The sequence below is a fragment of the Bdellovibrio sp. HCB274 genome, assembly GCF_047306075.1.
In the GTDB taxonomy this organism is placed as follows: domain Bacteria; phylum Bdellovibrionota; class Bdellovibrionia; order Bdellovibrionales; family Bdellovibrionaceae; genus Bdellovibrio.
This window is the reverse complement of record NZ_CP178623.1, coordinates 893,127-911,041: the sequence shown is the minus strand read 5'-3', so window position 1 is coordinate 911,041 and position 17,915 is coordinate 893,127. Positions and strand designations below refer to the sequence as shown.

Below are 17,915 nucleotides of genomic sequence, written 5' to 3'. Positions count from 1 at the left end.
CTTCGCTCCTTTATCAACCCGCAGGCTGAATTACGCCGACTATGAACCGATAAACTGCCAAAGAGAACCGCAATGTTCAATGTGCAACCCTATGTTGCCTTTCAAACAAAGAGCCCGGTGAAAGTTTCACAATCAGTAGTAGTACCAATAAATCGCGCCAACCACGAGGGCCGCAAGCACACAGATTCCGACTATGGCGGAAAAGACTTTCAAGGGGCTGGATTCAAGTTCGTGGGTTTTATGAGGACGTTCGGTCATCCCTTCGACTTCTTCGTGCTCAGTTTCTTTGGAGTAGCGTTGCTCCCGAATACGTCTTTGTTCTTTGCGGATTTCCGGTTCGATATCCATAACAACCTCGCTTGATGGAGAATGATTCCATCCAATTCAGGTTGTAACTATCCGGGGATGAACTCAACTGTGAGGTCATTGATTTTGGGCATAAAAAAACCCTTGGTCGCAAGACCAAGGGTTTGAAGACTTAGATTAAGTCAGGGTCGAATTAACGAGGACCGCGATTGCCGCCGCCACCGAAACCACCACGACCACCGCCGCCACCGCCACGGCCGCCACCGAAACCACCACCACGGTTCTCACGAGGAGCCATTGGTTTAGCTTCAGAAACGTTCATCGCGCGACCAGCAAGCTCAGCACCATTCAATTTAGAAATAGCTGTAGCAGCTTCGTCATCAGTAGACATTTCTACGAATGCGAAACCTTTGCTGCGACCTGTTTCACGATCAGTTACGATACGTGCAGATTCAACGTTACCGAATTCAGCAAAAGCGTCTGCAAGAGATTGTTCGTCTAGTTGGTAAGAAAGATTTCCTACGTAGATTTTTTTACCCATTTTAATACCTCCTAAAATGGCATTTAGTAGCCCACTGTGAGGAGATGGCTTAATTGCCTCGAACTCAAAGAGAGACTTGTTATTCTCAATATAGCTAAACCATAATTCGCAAAAATCGAAGCACTAAACCGAAAAAATATCTAAAATACTCGATTTTATGCAAAACAACACACCGCGTTACATGGAACACCATGGCCGGGGTGTAATAACCTTCGTGATTTCGTTGGCTCTCATATAAAGAAACTCATTTCCCAGGGAAAGTCGAACTCTCTCCCTTTTTTGAGTCCTATAGGAAAGCGCCACGATCTGGCCATATCCCAGGCCATCGGTGATGAATTCACCGTTCACGTTTTTTAAATTCCAACGAATTGTTTGCGAAGCAATAGGTGTGACGTCTGCCTCTGTCAGGACCGTGGAAATTGTACCGACAGAATCACGGCACAATAAGCGCACATTCAAAACTGTCATATAAGCTGTACGACAATTTTTATTTCTGGAGTATCCATAACCCATTTCGCAGGTGTTAAAACTTTTTTCCTCAACACCCAACTGCTCAACATTTCTTTCAAGATTTAATGCACGCTGAATTGCCACGGCATCGATGGAGGAACTTTCGTCCCCTACTTGCGTTGCCATCGGAGGCACTGGAGAGGGTGAAACTGTCGGGGTTGTCGTACAGGCAGTCAGTGCCAGCAAGGCGGCGAGCAATAGATAATTCATGAATCCTCCGAACTCATATTATAGAGACTCAAAGGGAATTCATGCAACCTGACATCAGGAAAGGTCTATTTCACAGGACGTTCATTCAGTGCCAGACTTTCCACTTCCTGCGCCTGCTTATTAAGGCTGCTTTGAAGCTGTTGCTTTTGTTCGTAGTTCAGTGTGGACCAGAACTTGTTCAGAAAAATTTTAAATTTATCCTCATAAAGAGCCATAGCTTGGGCGTATTCGGGAGTGCGAAGTGAATCATAGTTTACCATAAACTCTTCTGTGAATTGTCGCAGCTTCTTAGGGTCCTGTCTCTCGGCCATAAATCGGTTCAGTATCTGCTCGCGATTATTCAGTCGCTCTTTCCAGGGAAACGGTTCCTGCTCAATAAACTGTTTCAGCAGCTGGTCCTGATGCACGCTTGTGGGCCCGACCCAGTATTTAAGTTGCTTTTTAAAGCGAGCCTGCAAATCGGAATTAAACTGTGTCTGTCCCTCCAGGCGGGCTTCCTGAATTTCCTTTCGAACCTGCTTTTCAAAATGCACAAACTGTTCATCTCGCAGGGAATTGACCAGATAGACGGCGGAGTTTTTAAAGGAACCCGATGCCTGCGTGTACTCTGTTTCCAGAGTGTCGAAAACCTCGCTCAGAATTTTTGAATCCTCCAGTTCACGGGGAACGCGTTCGTCGTACTTGCGAATCGCCTGGGCAAACTCCTGAAGCTGTTTTCGCTGAATCTGCTTTACGTCCTTGTTAACCTCCCGTTCAAAATCTTTTTCCTGCTTGCGATCCAGATCGAAATATCCTTCCACCTGAGTGATGGATATTCCACCGATCATCGCATCCAGAACGGGATTCGCCGCCGTACAGCCACCTAACGCCAACACGATCAAACAAAAGAAAAGCTTTTTCATAATTTCAGATTAGAGCCAGCGTTCACATTCTCACAGACCCAGGTCATAAAAACACAAGTCCCAGGTAGAGTGTTCTGTGAGCATTCTCACAATAGATTTCGATGTAGGTCCTATTTTTTCTTATTCCGTAATCAATTTTTCCGCACCGTAATTTTCTCGGCTAGTCTTTGTTAGCACACACGATTGTGTAATTCCGCACAGGAGGAAATTTCAATGCTTGTAAAGCAGCAAACGAATTCTTCTGTACGTTCCAGAGCCACGCTTTTGATCGCAGCAACTTTAATAACCCTGGGCCTTAGTGCACATGCCAACGCCCAAACAGAAACGACTCTTCCCGACGACCCTGCAGTGGAACAAGCAGTTTCCACTCCCGCTGAACCGATGGTTCGCACAATGGCTTCCGATGTTTCCACATTGTCTGCCTATGATAAAGAAACAATTCTAATGAAATACGATCACGTCGATCCCTATAACGTGGTCCCGACACAGCCTTTGATTGATGCTTTGATTTACTTTGAACAAAACAAATCATCCTTCGCCAATAAAAACTACATCACGATCATCAACTACGCACAAAGTTCAAAAGCAGCCCGCTTTTACATTGTGGATTTGAATTCCGGTGGTGTTTGGCCATTGCACGTGGCTCACGGTAAAAATTCCGATCCGAACCACGATGGTATCGCGACTTCTTTCAGCAACTCTTCTGGTTCCAACAAAACTTCCCTGGGTTTCTTCCGTACGGCTGAAACTTATAACGGAAGCCACGGTTACTCTTTGCGCCTGGATGGTTTGTCTTCGACAAACTCCAACGCCCGCGCCCGCGCTATCGTAATTCACGGTGCATCTTATGTGTCTGAAGCCAGCGTTGTGCAAGGTCGCTCGTGGGGTTGCCCGGCTCTTTCCATGGCCGTTCGCACCCAGGTTATTGATGCCCTTAAAGGTGGCTCCCTGATTTACAGTGTTTACGACACAGGAGGGACGGGCTTACCATCCCCAAAGCCCTCTGAGCCGGCGATCCCGGCTCCAACTCCCACACCGTCCCCGTCCCCAACACCAGGTAATGGCGCCTATACAATGGCGCCTTTGGCTTGGGAATCCTCGTCCAAACCAGAACGCAAACAGTGGTCCCAATATCTGCAATCCCTTGTGCTTAACGAGTGGAGCAGTCTGCTTGCTGGTGCAAATGATATGAATCAATTTTGCCCAAAGTACTCCAAACTTAACAACAATCAAAAAGCCAATGTATGGGCTCAGTTGTTCGTTTCGATGGCTCGCTACGAAAGTGCTTACAACCCACTTTCCCGTATGCACGAAACAACCATGGGTACTGATAACGTCACGAAAAAACCTGTTTACTCTGAAGGATTGCTGCAACTTTCCTATCAGGATACTCAGTGGAACAAGTGGTGTAAGTTTGACTGGAGCAAAGATAAAAACCTAAGCTCCACCAGCCCGAAGAAAACCATTCTTGATCCTTACATCAATCTTCATTGCGGTGTAGGTATCATGGCAAAACAGATCGGCAGCAAAAAAGCAATCGCGATCAAGTCCGGCGTTTACTGGTCCGTGCTGAAACCAGGTGGCAAGTACAACAAATTGACTTCGATCAAATCCATGGTGAAGTCGCTGCCATTTTGCCAGTAGTCTCTGACTGAGGAATTGAACTTAGAAACTGATTTATTTTACTTAGTACGTTGAGAATTTAGATATTAAAGACGGGGCTATCGATAACTTATGAGGTCGATGGCCCCGCACTATTTTGGGGGTCCACTGTCTCAAACCGAGACGTTTCCCGTTGGTTACCTTTTTGCTGGTATATTTGCTGGAAATACAAAAGTGCTGCGTCGATCATTATATTGGGAAAGAGTTCGTTTTTTTGACGAACTTTTTTACACGTGACGGCCCAAAAGGGAGATCTGCTTTTATGAAAAGTTTTGCCCCTCTACTTAGAACGAATCACAAAATCGCTTTTGTGGGTTTGGACATGCTTCTTTTCATGACCGCTCTTTTTGTGGCGACCGCGACCCGTTTGGGTGGCAGCCCCGATGATATTCAGTTGGTTGAGTTGCTGATGCTGACCTTTTCGGTTCCCGTGATTCAGTATATTTTTGGCAACTATGATTTAGACCATATTTCCACTTTCAAACAGCTGGCAGTCAGACAAGGGATGGCTTTTGTTCTGACAACACTGACGGCAACGGCTATTACCTTCATTCTTACCACTGATCGCGTTGGCTTCTTTGGCCGTGGCGCCCTGCTTGGCAGTTTGTTTTTATTTTTGGTGATCTCGGTGAGCTACCGTTTCATTGTCATCAGCTTTTTCAAAGCGATCAAAGGACGTTTGAAATGGTTGATTCTGGCTGATAAATCCGCCCAGGAAACCATTTCTAAAGATTTCTCTGACCTCGGTTTTGAAGGACTGATCGAGTTCTACAATCCCGACGACAATGCAGATAAGCTGACAAAGCTTTTGGAGTCCCCGTGGAGCACCCTGGTCATTGCCAGCCGGGAAAAAGTATTAAAGCCTGAAATAAGTTCGCAGATCATCGCTGCAAAGTGCGCCGGCGTGAATGCCATTACGATCACTGAGTTTTACGAGCGTCACTTGCGCAAGGTTCCGTTGCATCTTTTGGATTATCACTGGTTTATCAACTCTGCAGGCTTTTCATCTGTCTCTCATCCTGTGCAGCTGCGCCTAAAACGCCTGATGGATATCGCAATCTCAGGCACCTTCCTGTTGCTGGCTTCGCCCGTAATCTTGCTAGTGGCAGCGATTGTAAAGCTTGAGTCCCGAGGGCCGGCTATCTATCGCCAAACTCGTACCGGGAAAGACAATCAGACATTTACGATTTATAAATTTCGCTCCATGCGCACCGATGCCGAGAAAAATGGTGCGGTGTGGGCCTCAAAGAACGACAACCGTGTCACCAAAGTGGGTCGTTTTATTCGCCTGACTCGTCTGGATGAATTGCCCCAGTTATGGAATGTTTTAAAAGGCGAAATGAGCTTTGTGGGTCCTCGCCCGGAGCGTCCCGAGTTTAATGACATGCTGAAAGCGCAACTTCCCTACTATGATTTGCGCCACACTTTGCGTCCCGGTCTGACGGGTTGGGCCCAGGTACTTTACCCTTACGGTGCGAGCATCGAGGATTCCAAAGAAAAGTTGCAGTTTGAGTTGTACTACATTAAACACAGCAGCATCTTTTTGGATATCATGATTATTCTAAAAACTATCGCCGTCGTGGTCGGCGCTAGAGGGCGTTAATCACTCCGCTAAAGAGTTGCGCCTTAGCGTTCCAGGTTTCGCTGGCTTGCAGATACTGAAGGGCTGCGGGACCTTTGCCAGTCAGTCTTCCCGCTTGAATGTCCTGCACAGTTTGCGCGAACTCAGAGCCGTTATCAGCAACGAACAGGTATTCACCCAGCTTTGCCACTTCAGGCAGGGCTGTCGCAATCACAGGGCGTCCTGTGCTAAGATATTCCTTCAATTTCAATGGATTTAAATTATCGGTAAGTTCGCTGCGCACATAGGGCAAAATGAACATATCCATTTCTGAAATCGCCTGTGGTAGCTGTGCATAGCTGACAGGCCCCATGAAGTGAATGTTTTCCTGTTCTTTTAGGCGACTCACATCACAAACCACATTGCCGATGATTTCAATAGAAGCCGCCGGTAAGGCTTTTGCCAAATCCAACAGAATCTGCTGGTCCGTGCGCTGGTCAAATAAACCGAAATAACAAAGCTTCAACATCTGCTCAGAAGCTTTCGGTCCGATATTGAAATGATTGAACTCCACGCCGTGAGTCAGCAGAACCGTTTCGCGTTTGCCGTTGGATTTGGTTTTTACCAAAGCCTCTGAAGTGGCAAGTACCAGGTCTGCTTTTTCTAATAGCTTTCGCTCCATCTTGCGAACCATGTCGTAATTAAGACCGGGCCACAGGGAAAACTCATCAACACAGACGTAAACTTTCAACGACTCATTGAAGTCGCCCACATAGTCGCAGGAATTGGGTACCGAAGAAACCGTGATAATATCTTTGAACTTACGAGTTTGAATTACCTTCTTCACAGCCCTTGCTACACTCCAGCGATTGAAAGCTCTGATCAAGGCATACTGATTAAAGGGAATCATTAACGGAGAAACAATCGACATACTCTCTGGCACTTCGCGCTGCGCGAGTGGAGTCTTCGGTCCAAACCAACCGGCTAGCTTGCCAGCAATTCTTTTTAGATCATAAAGGTTGAATTTTGGAGACCTTAAACCGACGGTCTCCACCCAGATAAAACGATTCGAAGAAAACAAAGGACGAAGCAAATGCTCAAGGGAATGAGGGTGCCGGGCGAAATCTTCGCCGAACACAATCAAATCACGATTCTGCAAAAGCTTGTTGGTATTCATTAGCGCTGCGCCTTTTTCCAAATATCCACAGTGGAGCGTTGTTTGCGCCAAAATAGAAAACCTTTGAATGCCGCCAGATTCACGTTGCAGTAATAGTATGGCAGATAAAAGATACCAGCCTTTGCACCCTTTTTATCCAGATGATAACCGATAAAGGCCATAAGATAGAATGCCAACTGTAACGCCAGGAAAACGGCATAGAACACACCACTCCCTACCAGCAAAGCATTCGTAAGCAGGATTGCAGCTAACAATGCCCACATAAAATAGCGCAGGGTCTTGTGGATAAAAAATTGAAAGCCAAACCAGCTGGCCACAGGATTCAAAAGTTTTTTGTATAGTGAAATCACCTGAATACCACCATACACCATGCGCGACTTTACATTGAAATCGTCCTTCAATGTAATGGATGCTTCCTCCTCGGTGATTGCGTCCTGATCGTAAATCACACGTTTGCCCTGTTGCAAAATATCAAAAGTGATCACCAGATCATCATTGATAAGCTCGCGCGGAACTTCTTTAAAAAGATCTTTTCTAAGAGCAAAGATCTCGCCGTCTGCTGTGGGGATCGAACCCAAGTGGGATTCCGCCTGCTTTAGTGAAGACTCATAACGCCAGTACAAATTGTCACCAATTGAAGCTTTACGATCCTGGTGTTGCAGTACGCTTTTACGACCGCACACGCCGCCAATATTTTCGTCAGCAAAGTGGCGAACAAGCTTTGAGATCGCATCGGGACGGAACATGGAGTTGGCATCAGAGAAAACGATGATTTCGTTTTTAGCCGCAGCCACGGCCCGATTTAATGCAGCTGTTTTACCCTGGCGTTGCGGTTGAAATATGGAAACTACGCCTTGCTCACTGAATTCGCTCACAATCTCTGGAGTGCGGTCTGAAGAACCGTCAGAGACGACGATGAACTCAATCTTGTCTTTCGGATAAGCGGTTTTAAGATCGCTTAGGATCTTTTCCCGGATCACGCGTTCTTCGTTGTAGGCTGCAATAATGAATGAAACGGAAGGCGTGATGTCGGAAATTTTATGTTTCAATTTAAAAAGCCGGGAAACCAAGGTCACAATCACACCGAAAAGCACATAGTGCAGGCAAATGGCGACGAATACGATCCAAAACAAAGTCTGCACCAAAATCATAAAACCTGCTCCTTTTTCGGTTGAGCCAATGCTGCCAGAACAAACAGGTGCAAGAGCACCAGGTCTTTATAGGAAATCCCTACGGTTAACGATGCTGCCGCAAGAATAAAATAGGAAGTCACTAAAAAGTATCTCTCAGGATTCTGCGAACGCCACACACTCAGCCAGGCCCAGATCAAGATCGCCGCAAATGCCATGAAACCGATCGCGCCCAACTCTGCAGCCACGTTTAAATACGTGTTATGAACTTCCAGAGGCTTAAACTCACTTTGAAATTGAGGATACTGGGAGTTGGCAAAGAAGAAGTCGCGTGCTTTGTGCATCCCTGATCCAAAAAAAGGATTCTCCGCAAATACTTTAAATCCGTTTTCATAGGTCAACAGACGATCGGCACTGGATTTATCATTGATGTCTGAAAATCGATGCGCCAATGATCCGTCCAGGGCAATCACCGACACCATCGCGACAAAGCAAACAGCAGCAGCAACTTTTACCGCTGCCACCTTAGGTGAATTTGAAAACTTTCGAGTCAGCAAGAAAGCCAGGCCCGCCAGCAATGCCAAAATTCCCATACGAGACTGCGTGATGAAAGCGCACACTATCAAAAAAGCAGCTGCTGCCATCTGCAAAAATACCTGAAGGTTCTTGTTTGCCAACACAGACCGCCAAGCCTGCATTAACGCCAAAGGCACCATCATCGCAAAAAATGTACAAAGAAAATTAGGATCCCCGTGACGGATGCTTAGCAGCGGTCTACCGTCGTATTCCCTCGCCTCACCCAGGATAAAGTAGCGGTACAAGAAATAAACTCCCAACACGCAATAAAAGAAAATGATCGCATTCAAAAGCAAATCGCGATTCTTTGGCTGGATTAAAAGATAATACAAGCACGGTGCCAGCAACAGAATCTTCACCAGACTCTTGTACTCCCCATCCTGCAAAATCCACAGACCATCGCTGAACAGGGACGACAGCAGCGGTGCAATTGCATACAAAGAGACCAGCAAAAGTGGCAATACGATGGGATGCGAAAATGAAAGCTTCTGCTTTTCTTTTATCAGGATACTATACGCCGTCTGCCCCACTACCAGCAGGAACAAAATCAATTCAATGTGAATTGATAACAACAGTGGGACCTCCAAATGGAGAGTCGTAATGACCAATCCCATAAAAAGTACGGCGGAAATAAGCTGCATTAGTCTCTCTTAAAGGCAAACATCAGGTATTCAAGAAGGAAACCCAGAACCAATCCGGCAAGGATCGCGACCACCAAAATAGCTGCAGGCTTAGGCCAAACAGCGCGATCCGATACCGACGGCTCGGAAATGACTTTAAAAACACGTTCCTTTTGCGATTGGGAAATCACGTGCTCAAACTTCATCTTTACCAGTTTGTTCTGATAAAAGCTGCGTTCCTGAGAGTTCGCCGGGAAGGCTGCCGCTTCCTGGGAGATTTTCTCTGCCAGGGCCTGGAAGTCCTCGTTGTCCTTTTGAACAGCCAAAAATTTAAGGTTGTCGAAGACATTTTGATTCAGCTGCAAAGCCAATTCAGGATTCGAGGATTTTACTTTGATCACATAGTTATTTTCATCAGCCCCCGTGAACTGAACATTCACCATGCCTTTTAAAAACTTCACCTTTGAAGTTTCAGAAGACAACTGAGCCGTTGCGGCTTTTGCCACCTCGCTGGAGGCCAGGAAATTCCTGATTTGCTCATCCGTAACAGTAGCGCTGCTGATATTCAGACCGTCGCGAATCCAGATCCAGCGATTGCGGCTTTCATCAGAGCCGTTGTCCGGATTTTCAATCTTCATACGAAAGATCGCCGCGCGACTGGTCGCCTCGAAAGTTTTTGGAGTGACCAGAATATATCCCAAGGCAATCACGCCCAGAATCAATGTGGTCAACAGTAGTACCTTATGGTTTTTCAATAGTTGATTCATAAACCCGTTCCTAATAAAGCTTTCGTCATATCCACCTTGTTCTCGTTTTCACCAAGGGCCAATGTGGAAACTGTTTTTAATTCTTCATCTGATACTGCCAGGACTGTTTCCAATACCGACATAAGCTGATCGCGGGAAAAGACAAAGCAATTCCTGCGATCTTCCAAACTAAGTCCCCGACAACCAAAGGCCGTCGAAAGGATTGGCAAACGTGCCGCCATAAATTCAATCATTTTCACGTTCACGCCGGATCCCTGCACGACTGGATTTAAACCAAAGTCACTGGCAGCAAAATAGGGAATAATATCATCCACGCGACCAAGAATTTTGAAGTGCTCCTCGTTCTGCAAATTCTGGCTGACTGTACCAACCACTAAAATCACCACGCCCATTTGAACCAATACGGCTTTGTTCTGCTGAGCAAAACTCTGCAAGAACTGAAACGCCTCCTGATTAGGCTGGTAGCTGGAGCCGGTGAAAAGGAAAACTTTCTTTCCCTGAATGCCAAGCTTTTGACGGGTCCCTTCGCGCAATTGCTCTGACCACAAGAACTGACTGACGTCCACGCCGTTGGAAACCACGCTGCTTTTTTCATACAGACCCGGCACTATTCCTACAAACTTTTGACGATCATCTTCGGAACAAAACAACACCTGCTGTGCAGAGCTGAGCGCTTTCAGCTCAATGCTTTTCACTGCGTTGGAAACCAGGGGGTTCTTCCACAATTCAAATTCGGCATTATGGGTATTCAGCCACAATGGCTTTTTAGAGTCGCGTTGAAGAGAAGCCAAAAAAGGAAAATCCAACATCACCTGATCTGCTGCAGATAAAGCCTTCTTAAGATCGGCAGGAATAAAAACGCTTAGCAACCAAGTGACCCATAATGGCGGGAGCTGCAGACGATAGAAAAGAAACTGCACCAATCCCCACACGGGGTTCATGTTCACAGACTCGCGAATACCGCTTTCCAGTGTGTGATTGAAAGAAGGTTTTCGGGAAAGGTAGTTTTCTTTGCGGCCCGTTAGTGAATACACCTGCACGTCATATCCCAAGCGCACCAAGGCCCGACACAGATTCGCGCTGCGGAGTTGCCCACCCGACATCGGGGGGAAGATTTGGATGCTGGATACGAACAGGATTTTCTTCATGCGTTTCACAGGAAATTAAATGAATTCCCACGTAACTTCCACCGTAAAGCCTGTTCCATGGAGTTCCTACAATTCCGGGGTTTCACTTTAAAAAGGTCCCATTTCTTGATACAAATTCCACCAATGAACCACAATAAGAACGTATTGCATTTGGTGGAACACCTGTACCTGGGAGGCATTGAACGCCTTCTGGAGCAGCTTGCATTGCACACTAGAGAAGGCACCCGCCTTCACTTTTTTACCTATGAGACTAAAAGTTTGGCAGGTATCGGTAAGGCCATTCAGGATGCGGGCTTCCCGGTCTTCACTTATAAGAAATCCGCGGGACGCGATTGGAACCTGGTGAAGGAACTGATCAAGGTCATCAAGGAAAACAAAATCGACGTTATCCATACTCACGATTTCGGTCCTACGGAGTACGCGGTTCTATTGAAGATGCGTTTCCCCCGTCTTCGTCTGGTGCACACTCAGCACACCATGCACCACTTCATCATCAAGCCCCAATACCGATACTTCTTTCAGTTCGCGAGCTATTTTTATCACGAGATGATTGGCGTTTCGGGGTTTGTTAAAGACTCCATTATTGAGAACTGTCCCTTGGTAAATCGCTCTGTTTTGACCGTAATCCCGAATGGCGTCGACACGCAGAAGTTCGTGCCGACTCCCGAGATCAACTCCACTGGCAAATCCCTGCACATGGTTAGCATTGCGCGTATCTCCTATGAAAAAAACCTGGAATACCTGTTTAATACCTGCCGCCTGCTGAAAGAAGCTGGAATTCCTTTTACCTTTGATCACGCGGGTACTTCTAAAACTCCTGAGCCTCGTGAAAAGCTGGAAAACTTCGTAAAAGAGCATGGTTTGGAAAGCCAAGTCACCATGCACGGCTTTAAAAATGATGCCTCCGAAATTCTGGCAAAAGGCGACATCTTCCTAAGTTCTTCAATTCGCGAAGGTCATCCGGTTGCAGTCCTTGAAGCTATGGCTACTGAAAAAGTCTGCCTGTGCAGCGATATTGCTCCCCATCGTGAAACATCACATGGCGTATTGGAACTTTACGACCTTCAGGACGAAACAGCTTTGTTTAACAAACTTAAAGACATGCACATAAGCAACACGTCCCTGGCCGAGCGAAAAAGACAGTCCCGCGAAATCGTTCTTAAACACTATTCCCTTGAGAAGATGGTGCAAAGCTATGTCGACACTTACCGCTAACACGAAAAAATCCAAGCACCCGATTGCTTTAAGTTTCGACGTTGAAGACTGGTTTACTGTCAGAAATATGCGCGATTTCGTTTCCGATGCCGACTGGGACAAACAGGAAATGCGCGTTAATATCGGCATGGATTTCATCCTAAATGCCCTGGCGGAAAAGAACATCAAGGCCACATTTTATATTTTGGGCTGGCTGGCAGACCGCGCGCCAGAGTTGATCAAAAAGATCGCTGACCAGGGTCACGAAATCGGTTGCCATAGTTACCAACATACTCCGATCGACCTTCTAGATCCTAAATCCTTCGAAGCTGACTTGAAGAAAGCGATTTCTGCCCTGGAGTCTGTCTCTGGCAAGAAAATCAAAGGTTTTAGAGCTCCTAGCTTTTCAGTCATGCATAAAACTTCCTGGGCGCTGCCAATCATTCGTGATTGCGGTCTTGAATACGATAGCTCTATCTTTGTAACTTCCCACCCGGATTACGGAGTTAAGGATTTTCCTGAATCTATCACCACTGTCAGTGGTTTGACGGAAGTTCCCCTTAAGAAATCCAAGTTTTTTGGCACTCAGGTTCCAGTTTGCGGCGGGGGCTACTTCCGTATGCTTCCTTACGCTATGACCAAATCTGCTCTGAAGCAGGATCTGGAAACGGGTCCGGTGGTTATGTACTTCCATCCTTGGGAGTTCGATCCTTCGCAACCTCGAGTTGCTCTGCCTGCATTGAAACGCTTCAGACACTATGTTGGCCTTAACAGCAATCGCCAAAAGTTTTTGAACTTGTTGAATGATTTTGAGTTCACTACGGTTGAGAGCTTGGTTTCTGACGCCAAGGCTTCTAACTCCCTTTCTACATATTCTTTCTAAAATCAAATACGACGGGCTGGTTCGAGCAGAACTGCCTCGAGCTCGTCGCTCTTGGGATGGCTGATTCCGCGACACGCCTTCCGGGCTCAGCCGTGGCCCGCCCTCCTCCGCTTTACTACGGCGGACGGGTTCGCGCCATCGTGGCGCCCACGGAGGTCGCTGCACATCCATCCCAAGCTCGCCGTGCCCGAGTCAGCTCTGCTCGACGGCGTTTTGGTTACTTGCTTTCTAAAGCTTTCAGTAATGCCGGGTCGTTTTTTGGGATGTCGTGGTGGGCTTCGGTTAGGTATTTGCTGTTGGGGTCGCGGCGCTTTTCGTTGGGGAATAGTGCGATTGTGTATGGTTTGAATGCTGGTGCTTTGGTGTCTTGTTCTTTGGTTAGGCCGTCATGAAGTGCCACGCATAGATCTTCGGCGCATAGGTCGCTGCTGAAATGTGAAGTTGGAACTGGGCGTGGATTTAGTTCGATGATGTAGGCTTCATTTGTTATTTCGTCGATGATGAAATCTAAAGAGCCGAAGCCGGAGTAGCTTAGCTTTTCTGCTGCTATCTTTACGGCGTTTCTGATTTCTTGATTATCTATGCCTTTTACCACGCTGGATGGGCCGGTGGCGCCTGGGTAGGTCTTATGTTTCAGCATTGGGTTGATGGCAAAGATCTGGCCGTTGCTTGCTACAAATGGCACCAAACCTACTGGGCCTGAGATGTACTGTTGTAGGGAGATTCCGGCTTCTGCGGATTCTTGAACTACAAAAAGTAGATTCTTGATCAGTTCTTTTATTTTTTTAGCGATACCCACTGTGGAATGTTTTGAGAAAGCTTTGCGAAGGTCAGTTTCGTTTTGGCAAACTGTTACACCGGAGGCTCCATAGCCGAAGTCGAATTTTAGGACTACAGGATAACCGAAAGAGGGAACCTCGTGCAGGGCCATATCCAGGTTTTCTACTCGGGTGTTTTTTGGAACTCGGACTCCCCACTCGCGGCAGTTTTCCACGAAGCGGGATTTGTTTAAAACTACGGAGTCGAATTTTTCGGGAGCTGTGAATTTTCTTAGTTCTTTGGATAAGAAACTTAGTCCTGGAATTTTCGAGAGCGTGTTTGCAAGATTTTGCATTGCCAACAGCGCGTCTTCGTCGCCTGGCAGGATAATATCGGCTTTAAAACGCACCATGGCTGCCAGCATCCACAGGTACACAAGCTTTGATCTTGTGAACGTGAAGGTTGGATAGGTCATCGCCTTAGCCAAGTGCTTTGTTTTTGATAAGTAGCTGCCTGATGGACAAAGTGCCACAGTCTCAAAACCCGCGCGATCGAGTCCCGATGGCAAGCGGCTGATGCCGGTCCAGTCTTTGGCTAAAGCTATGATCAAAACCTTTTTAGTCACGGGCTACCTCGAGTTTTTTGATCAGGCCGAGTTTTGCGAAAACTTTTTTAATCATGTTGAACAGATGTTCCGCCTCTTCAGGACGAACCAGGTTCAATCGGCATGCAAAGAAGAAATAGAAAACCGCATAGACGCTGGAACTGGCTGCCAGCACCCAGAATGGATGCCAGGTCAGGTTGTAAAAGGCTGCACGGAAAATAAAACCAAAGACCACGGAAAGCATGACGGTCTTACCCAGGTCTTTCCACATGAAAAGATTCAGAATGTTTGTTTTCAGCAGGCGTGCGCCAATGAACAGACCGGAAATATTAATAAATGCGACAGCAAGGATTTTACCCCACAAAACGGCCATAGGACCGATATAGTAAGCTCCACCGATGATCATCAGTAAGCCCAGTACCACACCCAGCACTTTGATTTTCAAAGCATAGCCGGTGTTGGAGGTGGAACGGAATAACGGCTCCGGATTCAGACACGCAATAAAGATATAGAAATTAAAGACGATGAAGAACGGCACACTCTCGACATACTTGTCAGAGAAAATAAAGACGATCATCTCTTTGGCAAAGAACATCATGTAGATGGTAAAGGGAACCACCACCAGGAACAGGCTGCGGGTCATTCGGCGCCAGGTTTCGGCCGCCTTCTCGTAATTTCCGCTTTTAATATTATCAATGAGCTCGATATTCACCAGTTCGTACAACGACGTACGCAGGGAATTCACAATTGGATTTTCAAAGCAACCCACAGAGTAGAACGTAAATTGTCTGACGTTATAGAACGAGGAAATGAACAGGTTCTCCATGTTCAGAATATTCTGAACAATCCGGGATACTCCCAGCGGCAGTCCATAGCGGGCTTGATCCATAAAGAACTTATGGGCATCGCGGTAGCGGACACCCTCACGCACCTTGTGACTGTGCATCGTGTAGATCATCCACAGCATTCGGACTGTCATAACCAGTGACAACAGCGCGAGCGCAATGAAGATAGAATCAAATAAAATAAAGGCACCCATGATCGCCACGGATTTTAACAGCTCGGTCCCTGCATCCAGATAAAGCCGTGCCTTAAAGCGATTAAAGTTAATCAGGAAGCCTTCGATTTGCAGGGAGCACAAAGTCACGACAATCAAGTAACCTAAGACCGGCAAATACTGCGCTAAATCCGGATTGTTTAAAAGAGCCGCAATATCAAATCTGAAGACCGTCATCATCAGGGCCAAAAAGCCCGTGACCAAAACGTTGAATACCAATGCATTCATACTGAATAAGGGGAAATTCTTTTTATCCCAGCGCAGAAAATAAAAAACGGAATCATCCAGGCCCAAATTCAAAGCCACTTGAGCAAACCAGTAAATCAGGGTCACCTGTTTATAAGTACCGTAGGTATCCACTTCCAGGTGACGGCCCAGATACATAGGAATCGCAAAGGAGAATATCACCCCAAAGATTCGCGCGCCCGTCAGTAATGCAACTCTGTTGAAGCCTTCTTTGTGCTGTTGCATTTAGGGGTTTACCTTTACACCGCCGACAAAGGCGCCAGCATTAAGCCCCGCTTCTTTACGGGAAATTTCCTGGATAGGATTTTCGTGGATGTCCAACTGGGAAAGATGAGGAAGTGCTGCGAACGTTCCTGGTTCTATTCGCTGGATGCGATTGGCATCCACGATCAGATTTTTTAAAGCCACTGCACCGAACAATGCCTGCCGGGTCAGCTGCGACAAGTTATTTCCACGCAGATTTAAAACCTGAAGTGATGACAGATCCTTCAATGCACCGTTTTCGATTTTTGCGATACGATTGCCTTCAAGATTAACGGTAACCACCGACGTCGCCCCGGCAAAAGTCTGACGATTCATAGAGGTCAGCTGATTGCCCCGAAGCTGCAGTCGACGCAGACTTTTAAGGGGTTTCAACATGGAGGGAGGCAAGCGAAGAAGTTGATTGTTCTGAAGAGATAGCTCCTGTAACAACTCAAGCCCGTTGAAAGCTCCTGGTTCGATGCTTTGAACCCCATTTGAATCCAAAATCAAACTTCTTAGGGAATCCAATCCCAGAAATCCATCGGCCGGAAGATGAGCGATAACGCCTTCGATTTTAAGGAACTGCAACTCCGCCAGCTCCTCCGCCGAGACTGCCTGGCAGCTCTTATTACCCAGGGATCTGGCAATAGCCGCGCCCAGCTCGCCCCGATCACAGATATTGATCGAAGAAGCCGCAAACGCGGAATGGGACATTAGGAACACTAACGTGCCTGTAATAAAGCTTAATGCCAGCCTGGTGATACACATGATTCCGCGGATATTCGCATAGAATGCTTGTCATAAGTTAAACCTTTCCCAAGAACTGAAAAAAGTACCGGCAGCCCCAAGGTGACCAGGTTTTGGACACCTCCTGCAAAGATTACATCAGTTCGTGGAGCACCTTTAAATGCCCGTTCACAGAGGGTAAATCTAAGGGCTCATTTTCAAACGGAGAAATCATTGTGAGAAAACTGCTGTCTTTAGCACTCTTGCTCGTTCCATATGCTGCATCTGCCAACGCGGATGCTCCAGCGATTTCTGCGTGGGTTCCCACGGGTCCTTCCAAAATCAGCGTTAGCTACTTCGGTTACTATTCCAGCGAAGTGAATGACTTCAATACCGGCAATGGCAGCGTCTACATGTACAACTTGCTGGCTTTGAACTACAAGCTGAATCAAAGATTCACCGTCAGCGTGCGCCCGACTTTCACTTATGATTCTGAAGGTATTCGTTACGGCTACGAGATGCCTGCTAAAACCGAAATGGCGGATTCGCACATCGCTCTTATCGACAAAACTCCGTTAAGCCTGCCATTTGAAATTAAAACGAAAGCCATCTACAAATTGTTCGTTCCAACTGCTCCAGATCAAATTGAAGCCGGAACGTATGGCGGCGTGGGAGCTGACTTTGAAGCGGCTCGCGATTTACCAATGGGCTTCTCTGTTGGTTACTACGGCCGTGGTTGGGCGTTGGCGCAAAAGAACAGCACTTATATTTCCAATCAAGGCAGTACACCTAAGTTGAAAGTCACGCAAAGCGGTCAGATTGAACACTGGTTAAGAGCCACGAAGTACTTTGGCGACCGTTTGAATATCTCTCAAGGTATTGGCGTGAAAGACGAGTTCTACAATGCCAACAACGATGAAAATCAACGTCACGAAGCCTTTCAGCTTCTGGAAACCAACTTGAATTTCTCGGTGAACGACAATATCGACTTTTCCATTGGTGTTGCTCAGTCCACGCCATCGTCCCAATCATTTCAAGTGTACAACAACGACGATACTTCCTATGTGTTCATGACCTCCGTCAGGATGTAATT

17 protein-coding genes are annotated in these 17,915 nt (G+C 46.8%); 5 read left to right on the top strand and 12 right to left on the bottom strand.

The features are described from left to right. Positions 1 to 132 precede the first annotated feature (132 nt). The 4 genes from ACLWNV_RS04505 to ACLWNV_RS04490 all read right to left on the bottom strand — a co-directional run bounded on the left by ACLWNV_RS04505 (position 133) and on the right by ACLWNV_RS04490 (position 2,469). Positions 133 to 348, bottom strand: a complete 216-nt coding sequence (locus ACLWNV_RS04505) for a hypothetical protein (RefSeq protein ID WP_413586714.1) — start codon at positions 346 to 348, stop codon at positions 133 to 135. A gap of 151 nt (positions 349 to 499) precedes the next feature. Further along, positions 500 to 847, bottom strand: a complete 348-nt coding sequence (locus ACLWNV_RS04500) for an RNA recognition motif domain-containing protein (RefSeq protein ID WP_413586713.1) — start codon at positions 845 to 847, stop codon at positions 500 to 502. Between the two features lie 177 nt (positions 848 to 1,024). Beyond that, on the bottom strand, positions 1,025 to 1,567 hold the full coding sequence (locus ACLWNV_RS04495) for a hypothetical protein (protein WP_413586712.1): 543 nt from the start codon (positions 1,565 to 1,567) through the stop codon (positions 1,025 to 1,027). Between the two features lie 65 nt (positions 1,568 to 1,632). Beyond that, positions 1,633 to 2,469 (bottom strand): DUF6279 family lipoprotein, encoded by an 837-nt coding sequence (locus ACLWNV_RS04490; RefSeq protein WP_413586711.1) that lies wholly within the window; start codon positions 2,467 to 2,469, stop codon positions 1,633 to 1,635. A 213-nt stretch (positions 2,470 to 2,682) separates the two neighbouring features. Here ACLWNV_RS04490 and ACLWNV_RS04485 point away from each other — a divergent pair, with 213 nt between their 5' ends. Then, the gene (locus tag ACLWNV_RS04485; RefSeq protein WP_413586710.1) at positions 2,683 to 4,113 is read left to right on the top strand and encodes a murein L,D-transpeptidase catalytic domain family protein; all 1,431 of its coding nucleotides are present in this window, start codon (positions 2,683 to 2,685) and stop codon (positions 4,111 to 4,113) included. A 280-nt stretch (positions 4,114 to 4,393) separates the two neighbouring features. Further along, positions 4,394 to 5,734, top strand: a complete 1,341-nt coding sequence (locus tag ACLWNV_RS04480) for an exopolysaccharide biosynthesis polyprenyl glycosylphosphotransferase (protein ID WP_413586709.1) — start codon at positions 4,394 to 4,396, stop codon at positions 5,732 to 5,734. Here the strand turns inward: ACLWNV_RS04480 and ACLWNV_RS04475 are convergent. The 5 genes from ACLWNV_RS04475 to ACLWNV_RS04455 are packed head-to-tail and all read right to left on the bottom strand — an operon-like array spanning position 5,721 to position 11,110. Next, on the bottom strand, positions 5,721 to 6,869 hold the full coding sequence (locus ACLWNV_RS04475; RefSeq protein ID WP_413586708.1) for a glycosyltransferase: 1,149 nt from the start codon (positions 6,867 to 6,869) through the stop codon (positions 5,721 to 5,723). The genes ACLWNV_RS04480 and ACLWNV_RS04475 overlap by 14 nt on opposite strands. Continuing rightward, the gene (locus ACLWNV_RS04470) at positions 6,869 to 8,020 is read right to left on the bottom strand and encodes a glycosyltransferase family 2 protein (protein ID WP_413586707.1); all 1,152 of its coding nucleotides are present in this window, start codon (positions 8,018 to 8,020) and stop codon (positions 6,869 to 6,871) included. The genes ACLWNV_RS04475 and ACLWNV_RS04470 overlap by 1 nt, the downstream gene beginning before the upstream one ends. Beyond that, positions 8,017 to 9,216 (bottom strand): O-antigen ligase family protein, encoded by a 1,200-nt coding sequence (locus ACLWNV_RS04465; RefSeq protein WP_413586706.1) that lies wholly within the window; start codon positions 9,214 to 9,216, stop codon positions 8,017 to 8,019. The genes ACLWNV_RS04470 and ACLWNV_RS04465 overlap by 4 nt, the downstream gene beginning before the upstream one ends. Continuing rightward, a complete protein-coding gene (locus ACLWNV_RS04460; protein WP_413586705.1) occupies positions 9,216 to 9,962 on the bottom strand; it encodes a hypothetical protein in 747 nt (248 codons plus the stop codon). The genes ACLWNV_RS04465 and ACLWNV_RS04460 overlap by 1 nt, the downstream gene beginning before the upstream one ends. Beyond that, on the bottom strand, positions 9,959 to 11,110 hold the full coding sequence (locus tag ACLWNV_RS04455; RefSeq protein ID WP_413586704.1) for a glycosyltransferase family 4 protein: 1,152 nt from the start codon (positions 11,108 to 11,110) through the stop codon (positions 9,959 to 9,961). Before ACLWNV_RS04455 ends, ACLWNV_RS04460 begins: the two co-directional genes overlap by 4 nt. A 123-nt stretch (positions 11,111 to 11,233) precedes the next feature. Here ACLWNV_RS04455 and ACLWNV_RS04450 point away from each other — a divergent pair, with 123 nt between their 5' ends. Then, a complete protein-coding gene (locus ACLWNV_RS04450) occupies positions 11,234 to 12,325 on the top strand; it encodes a glycosyltransferase family 4 protein (RefSeq protein ID WP_413586703.1) in 1,092 nt (363 codons plus the stop codon). After that, positions 12,306 to 13,187 (top strand): XrtA system polysaccharide deacetylase, encoded by an 882-nt coding sequence (locus tag ACLWNV_RS04445; RefSeq protein WP_413586702.1) that lies wholly within the window; start codon positions 12,306 to 12,308, stop codon positions 13,185 to 13,187. The genes ACLWNV_RS04450 and ACLWNV_RS04445 overlap by 20 nt, the downstream gene beginning before the upstream one ends. Before the next feature lie 217 nt (positions 13,188 to 13,404). Here the strand turns inward: ACLWNV_RS04445 and ACLWNV_RS04440 are convergent, their stop codons facing one another. The 3 genes from ACLWNV_RS04440 to ACLWNV_RS04430 are packed head-to-tail and all read right to left on the bottom strand — an operon-like array spanning position 13,405 to position 16,810. Continuing rightward, positions 13,405 to 14,571 carry an ATP-grasp domain-containing protein gene (locus ACLWNV_RS04440; protein WP_413586701.1) on the bottom strand — a complete coding sequence of 389 codons (1,167 nt, stop codon included), beginning with the start codon at positions 14,569 to 14,571 and terminating at the stop codon, positions 13,405 to 13,407. Beyond that, positions 14,564 to 16,078 (bottom strand): lipopolysaccharide biosynthesis protein, encoded by a 1,515-nt coding sequence (locus tag ACLWNV_RS04435; RefSeq protein ID WP_413586700.1) that lies wholly within the window; start codon positions 16,076 to 16,078, stop codon positions 14,564 to 14,566. The genes ACLWNV_RS04440 and ACLWNV_RS04435 overlap by 8 nt, the downstream gene beginning before the upstream one ends. Beyond that, on the bottom strand, positions 16,079 to 16,810 hold the full coding sequence (locus tag ACLWNV_RS04430) for a leucine-rich repeat domain-containing protein (RefSeq protein WP_413586699.1): 732 nt from the start codon (positions 16,808 to 16,810) through the stop codon (positions 16,079 to 16,081). 248 nt (positions 16,811 to 17,058) lie between these two features. Here ACLWNV_RS04430 and ACLWNV_RS04425 point away from each other — a divergent pair, with 248 nt between their 5' ends. Then, positions 17,059 to 17,913 (top strand): hypothetical protein, encoded by an 855-nt coding sequence (locus ACLWNV_RS04425; protein ID WP_413586698.1) that lies wholly within the window; start codon positions 17,059 to 17,061, stop codon positions 17,911 to 17,913. Positions 17,914 to 17,915 lie beyond the last annotated feature (2 nt).

Excerpts from the sequence above, each read along its gene's own strand:
- ACLWNV_RS04505 (WP_413586714.1), bottom strand. The coding sequence starts at position 348 with ATGGATATCGAACCGGAAATCCGCAAAGAACAAAGACGTATTCGGGAG.
- ACLWNV_RS04445 (WP_413586702.1), top strand. The coding sequence starts at position 12,306 with ATGTCGACACTTACCGCTAACACGAAAAAATCCAAGCACCCGATTGCT.
- ACLWNV_RS04495 (WP_413586712.1), bottom strand. The coding sequence starts at position 1,567 with ATGAATTATCTATTGCTCGCCGCCTTGCTGGCACTGACTGCCTGTACG.
- ACLWNV_RS04450 (WP_413586703.1), top strand. The coding sequence starts at position 11,234 with ATGAACCACAATAAGAACGTATTGCATTTGGTGGAACACCTGTACCTG.
- ACLWNV_RS04460 (WP_413586705.1), bottom strand. The coding sequence starts at position 9,962 with ATGAATCAACTATTGAAAAACCATAAGGTACTACTGTTGACCACATTG.
- ACLWNV_RS04475 (WP_413586708.1), bottom strand. The coding sequence starts at position 6,869 with ATGAATACCAACAAGCTTTTGCAGAATCGTGATTTGATTGTGTTCGGC.
- ACLWNV_RS04430 (WP_413586699.1), bottom strand. The coding sequence starts at position 16,810 with ATGTCCCATTCCGCGTTTGCGGCTTCTTCGATCAATATCTGTGATCGG.
- ACLWNV_RS04490 (WP_413586711.1), bottom strand. The coding sequence starts at position 2,469 with ATGAAAAAGCTTTTCTTTTGTTTGATCGTGTTGGCGTTAGGTGGCTGT.
- ACLWNV_RS04435 (WP_413586700.1), bottom strand. The coding sequence starts at position 16,078 with ATGCAACAGCACAAAGAAGGCTTCAACAGAGTTGCATTACTGACGGGC.
- ACLWNV_RS04470 (WP_413586707.1), bottom strand. The coding sequence starts at position 8,020 with ATGATTTTGGTGCAGACTTTGTTTTGGATCGTATTCGTCGCCATTTGC.
- ACLWNV_RS04480 (WP_413586709.1), top strand. The coding sequence starts at position 4,394 with ATGAAAAGTTTTGCCCCTCTACTTAGAACGAATCACAAAATCGCTTTT.
- ACLWNV_RS04455 (WP_413586704.1), bottom strand. The coding sequence starts at position 11,110 with ATGAAGAAAATCCTGTTCGTATCCAGCATCCAAATCTTCCCCCCGATG.
- ACLWNV_RS04500 (WP_413586713.1), bottom strand. The coding sequence starts at position 847 with ATGGGTAAAAAAATCTACGTAGGAAATCTTTCTTACCAACTAGACGAA.
- ACLWNV_RS04465 (WP_413586706.1), bottom strand. The coding sequence starts at position 9,216 with ATGCAGCTTATTTCCGCCGTACTTTTTATGGGATTGGTCATTACGACT.
- ACLWNV_RS04485 (WP_413586710.1), top strand. The coding sequence starts at position 2,683 with ATGCTTGTAAAGCAGCAAACGAATTCTTCTGTACGTTCCAGAGCCACG.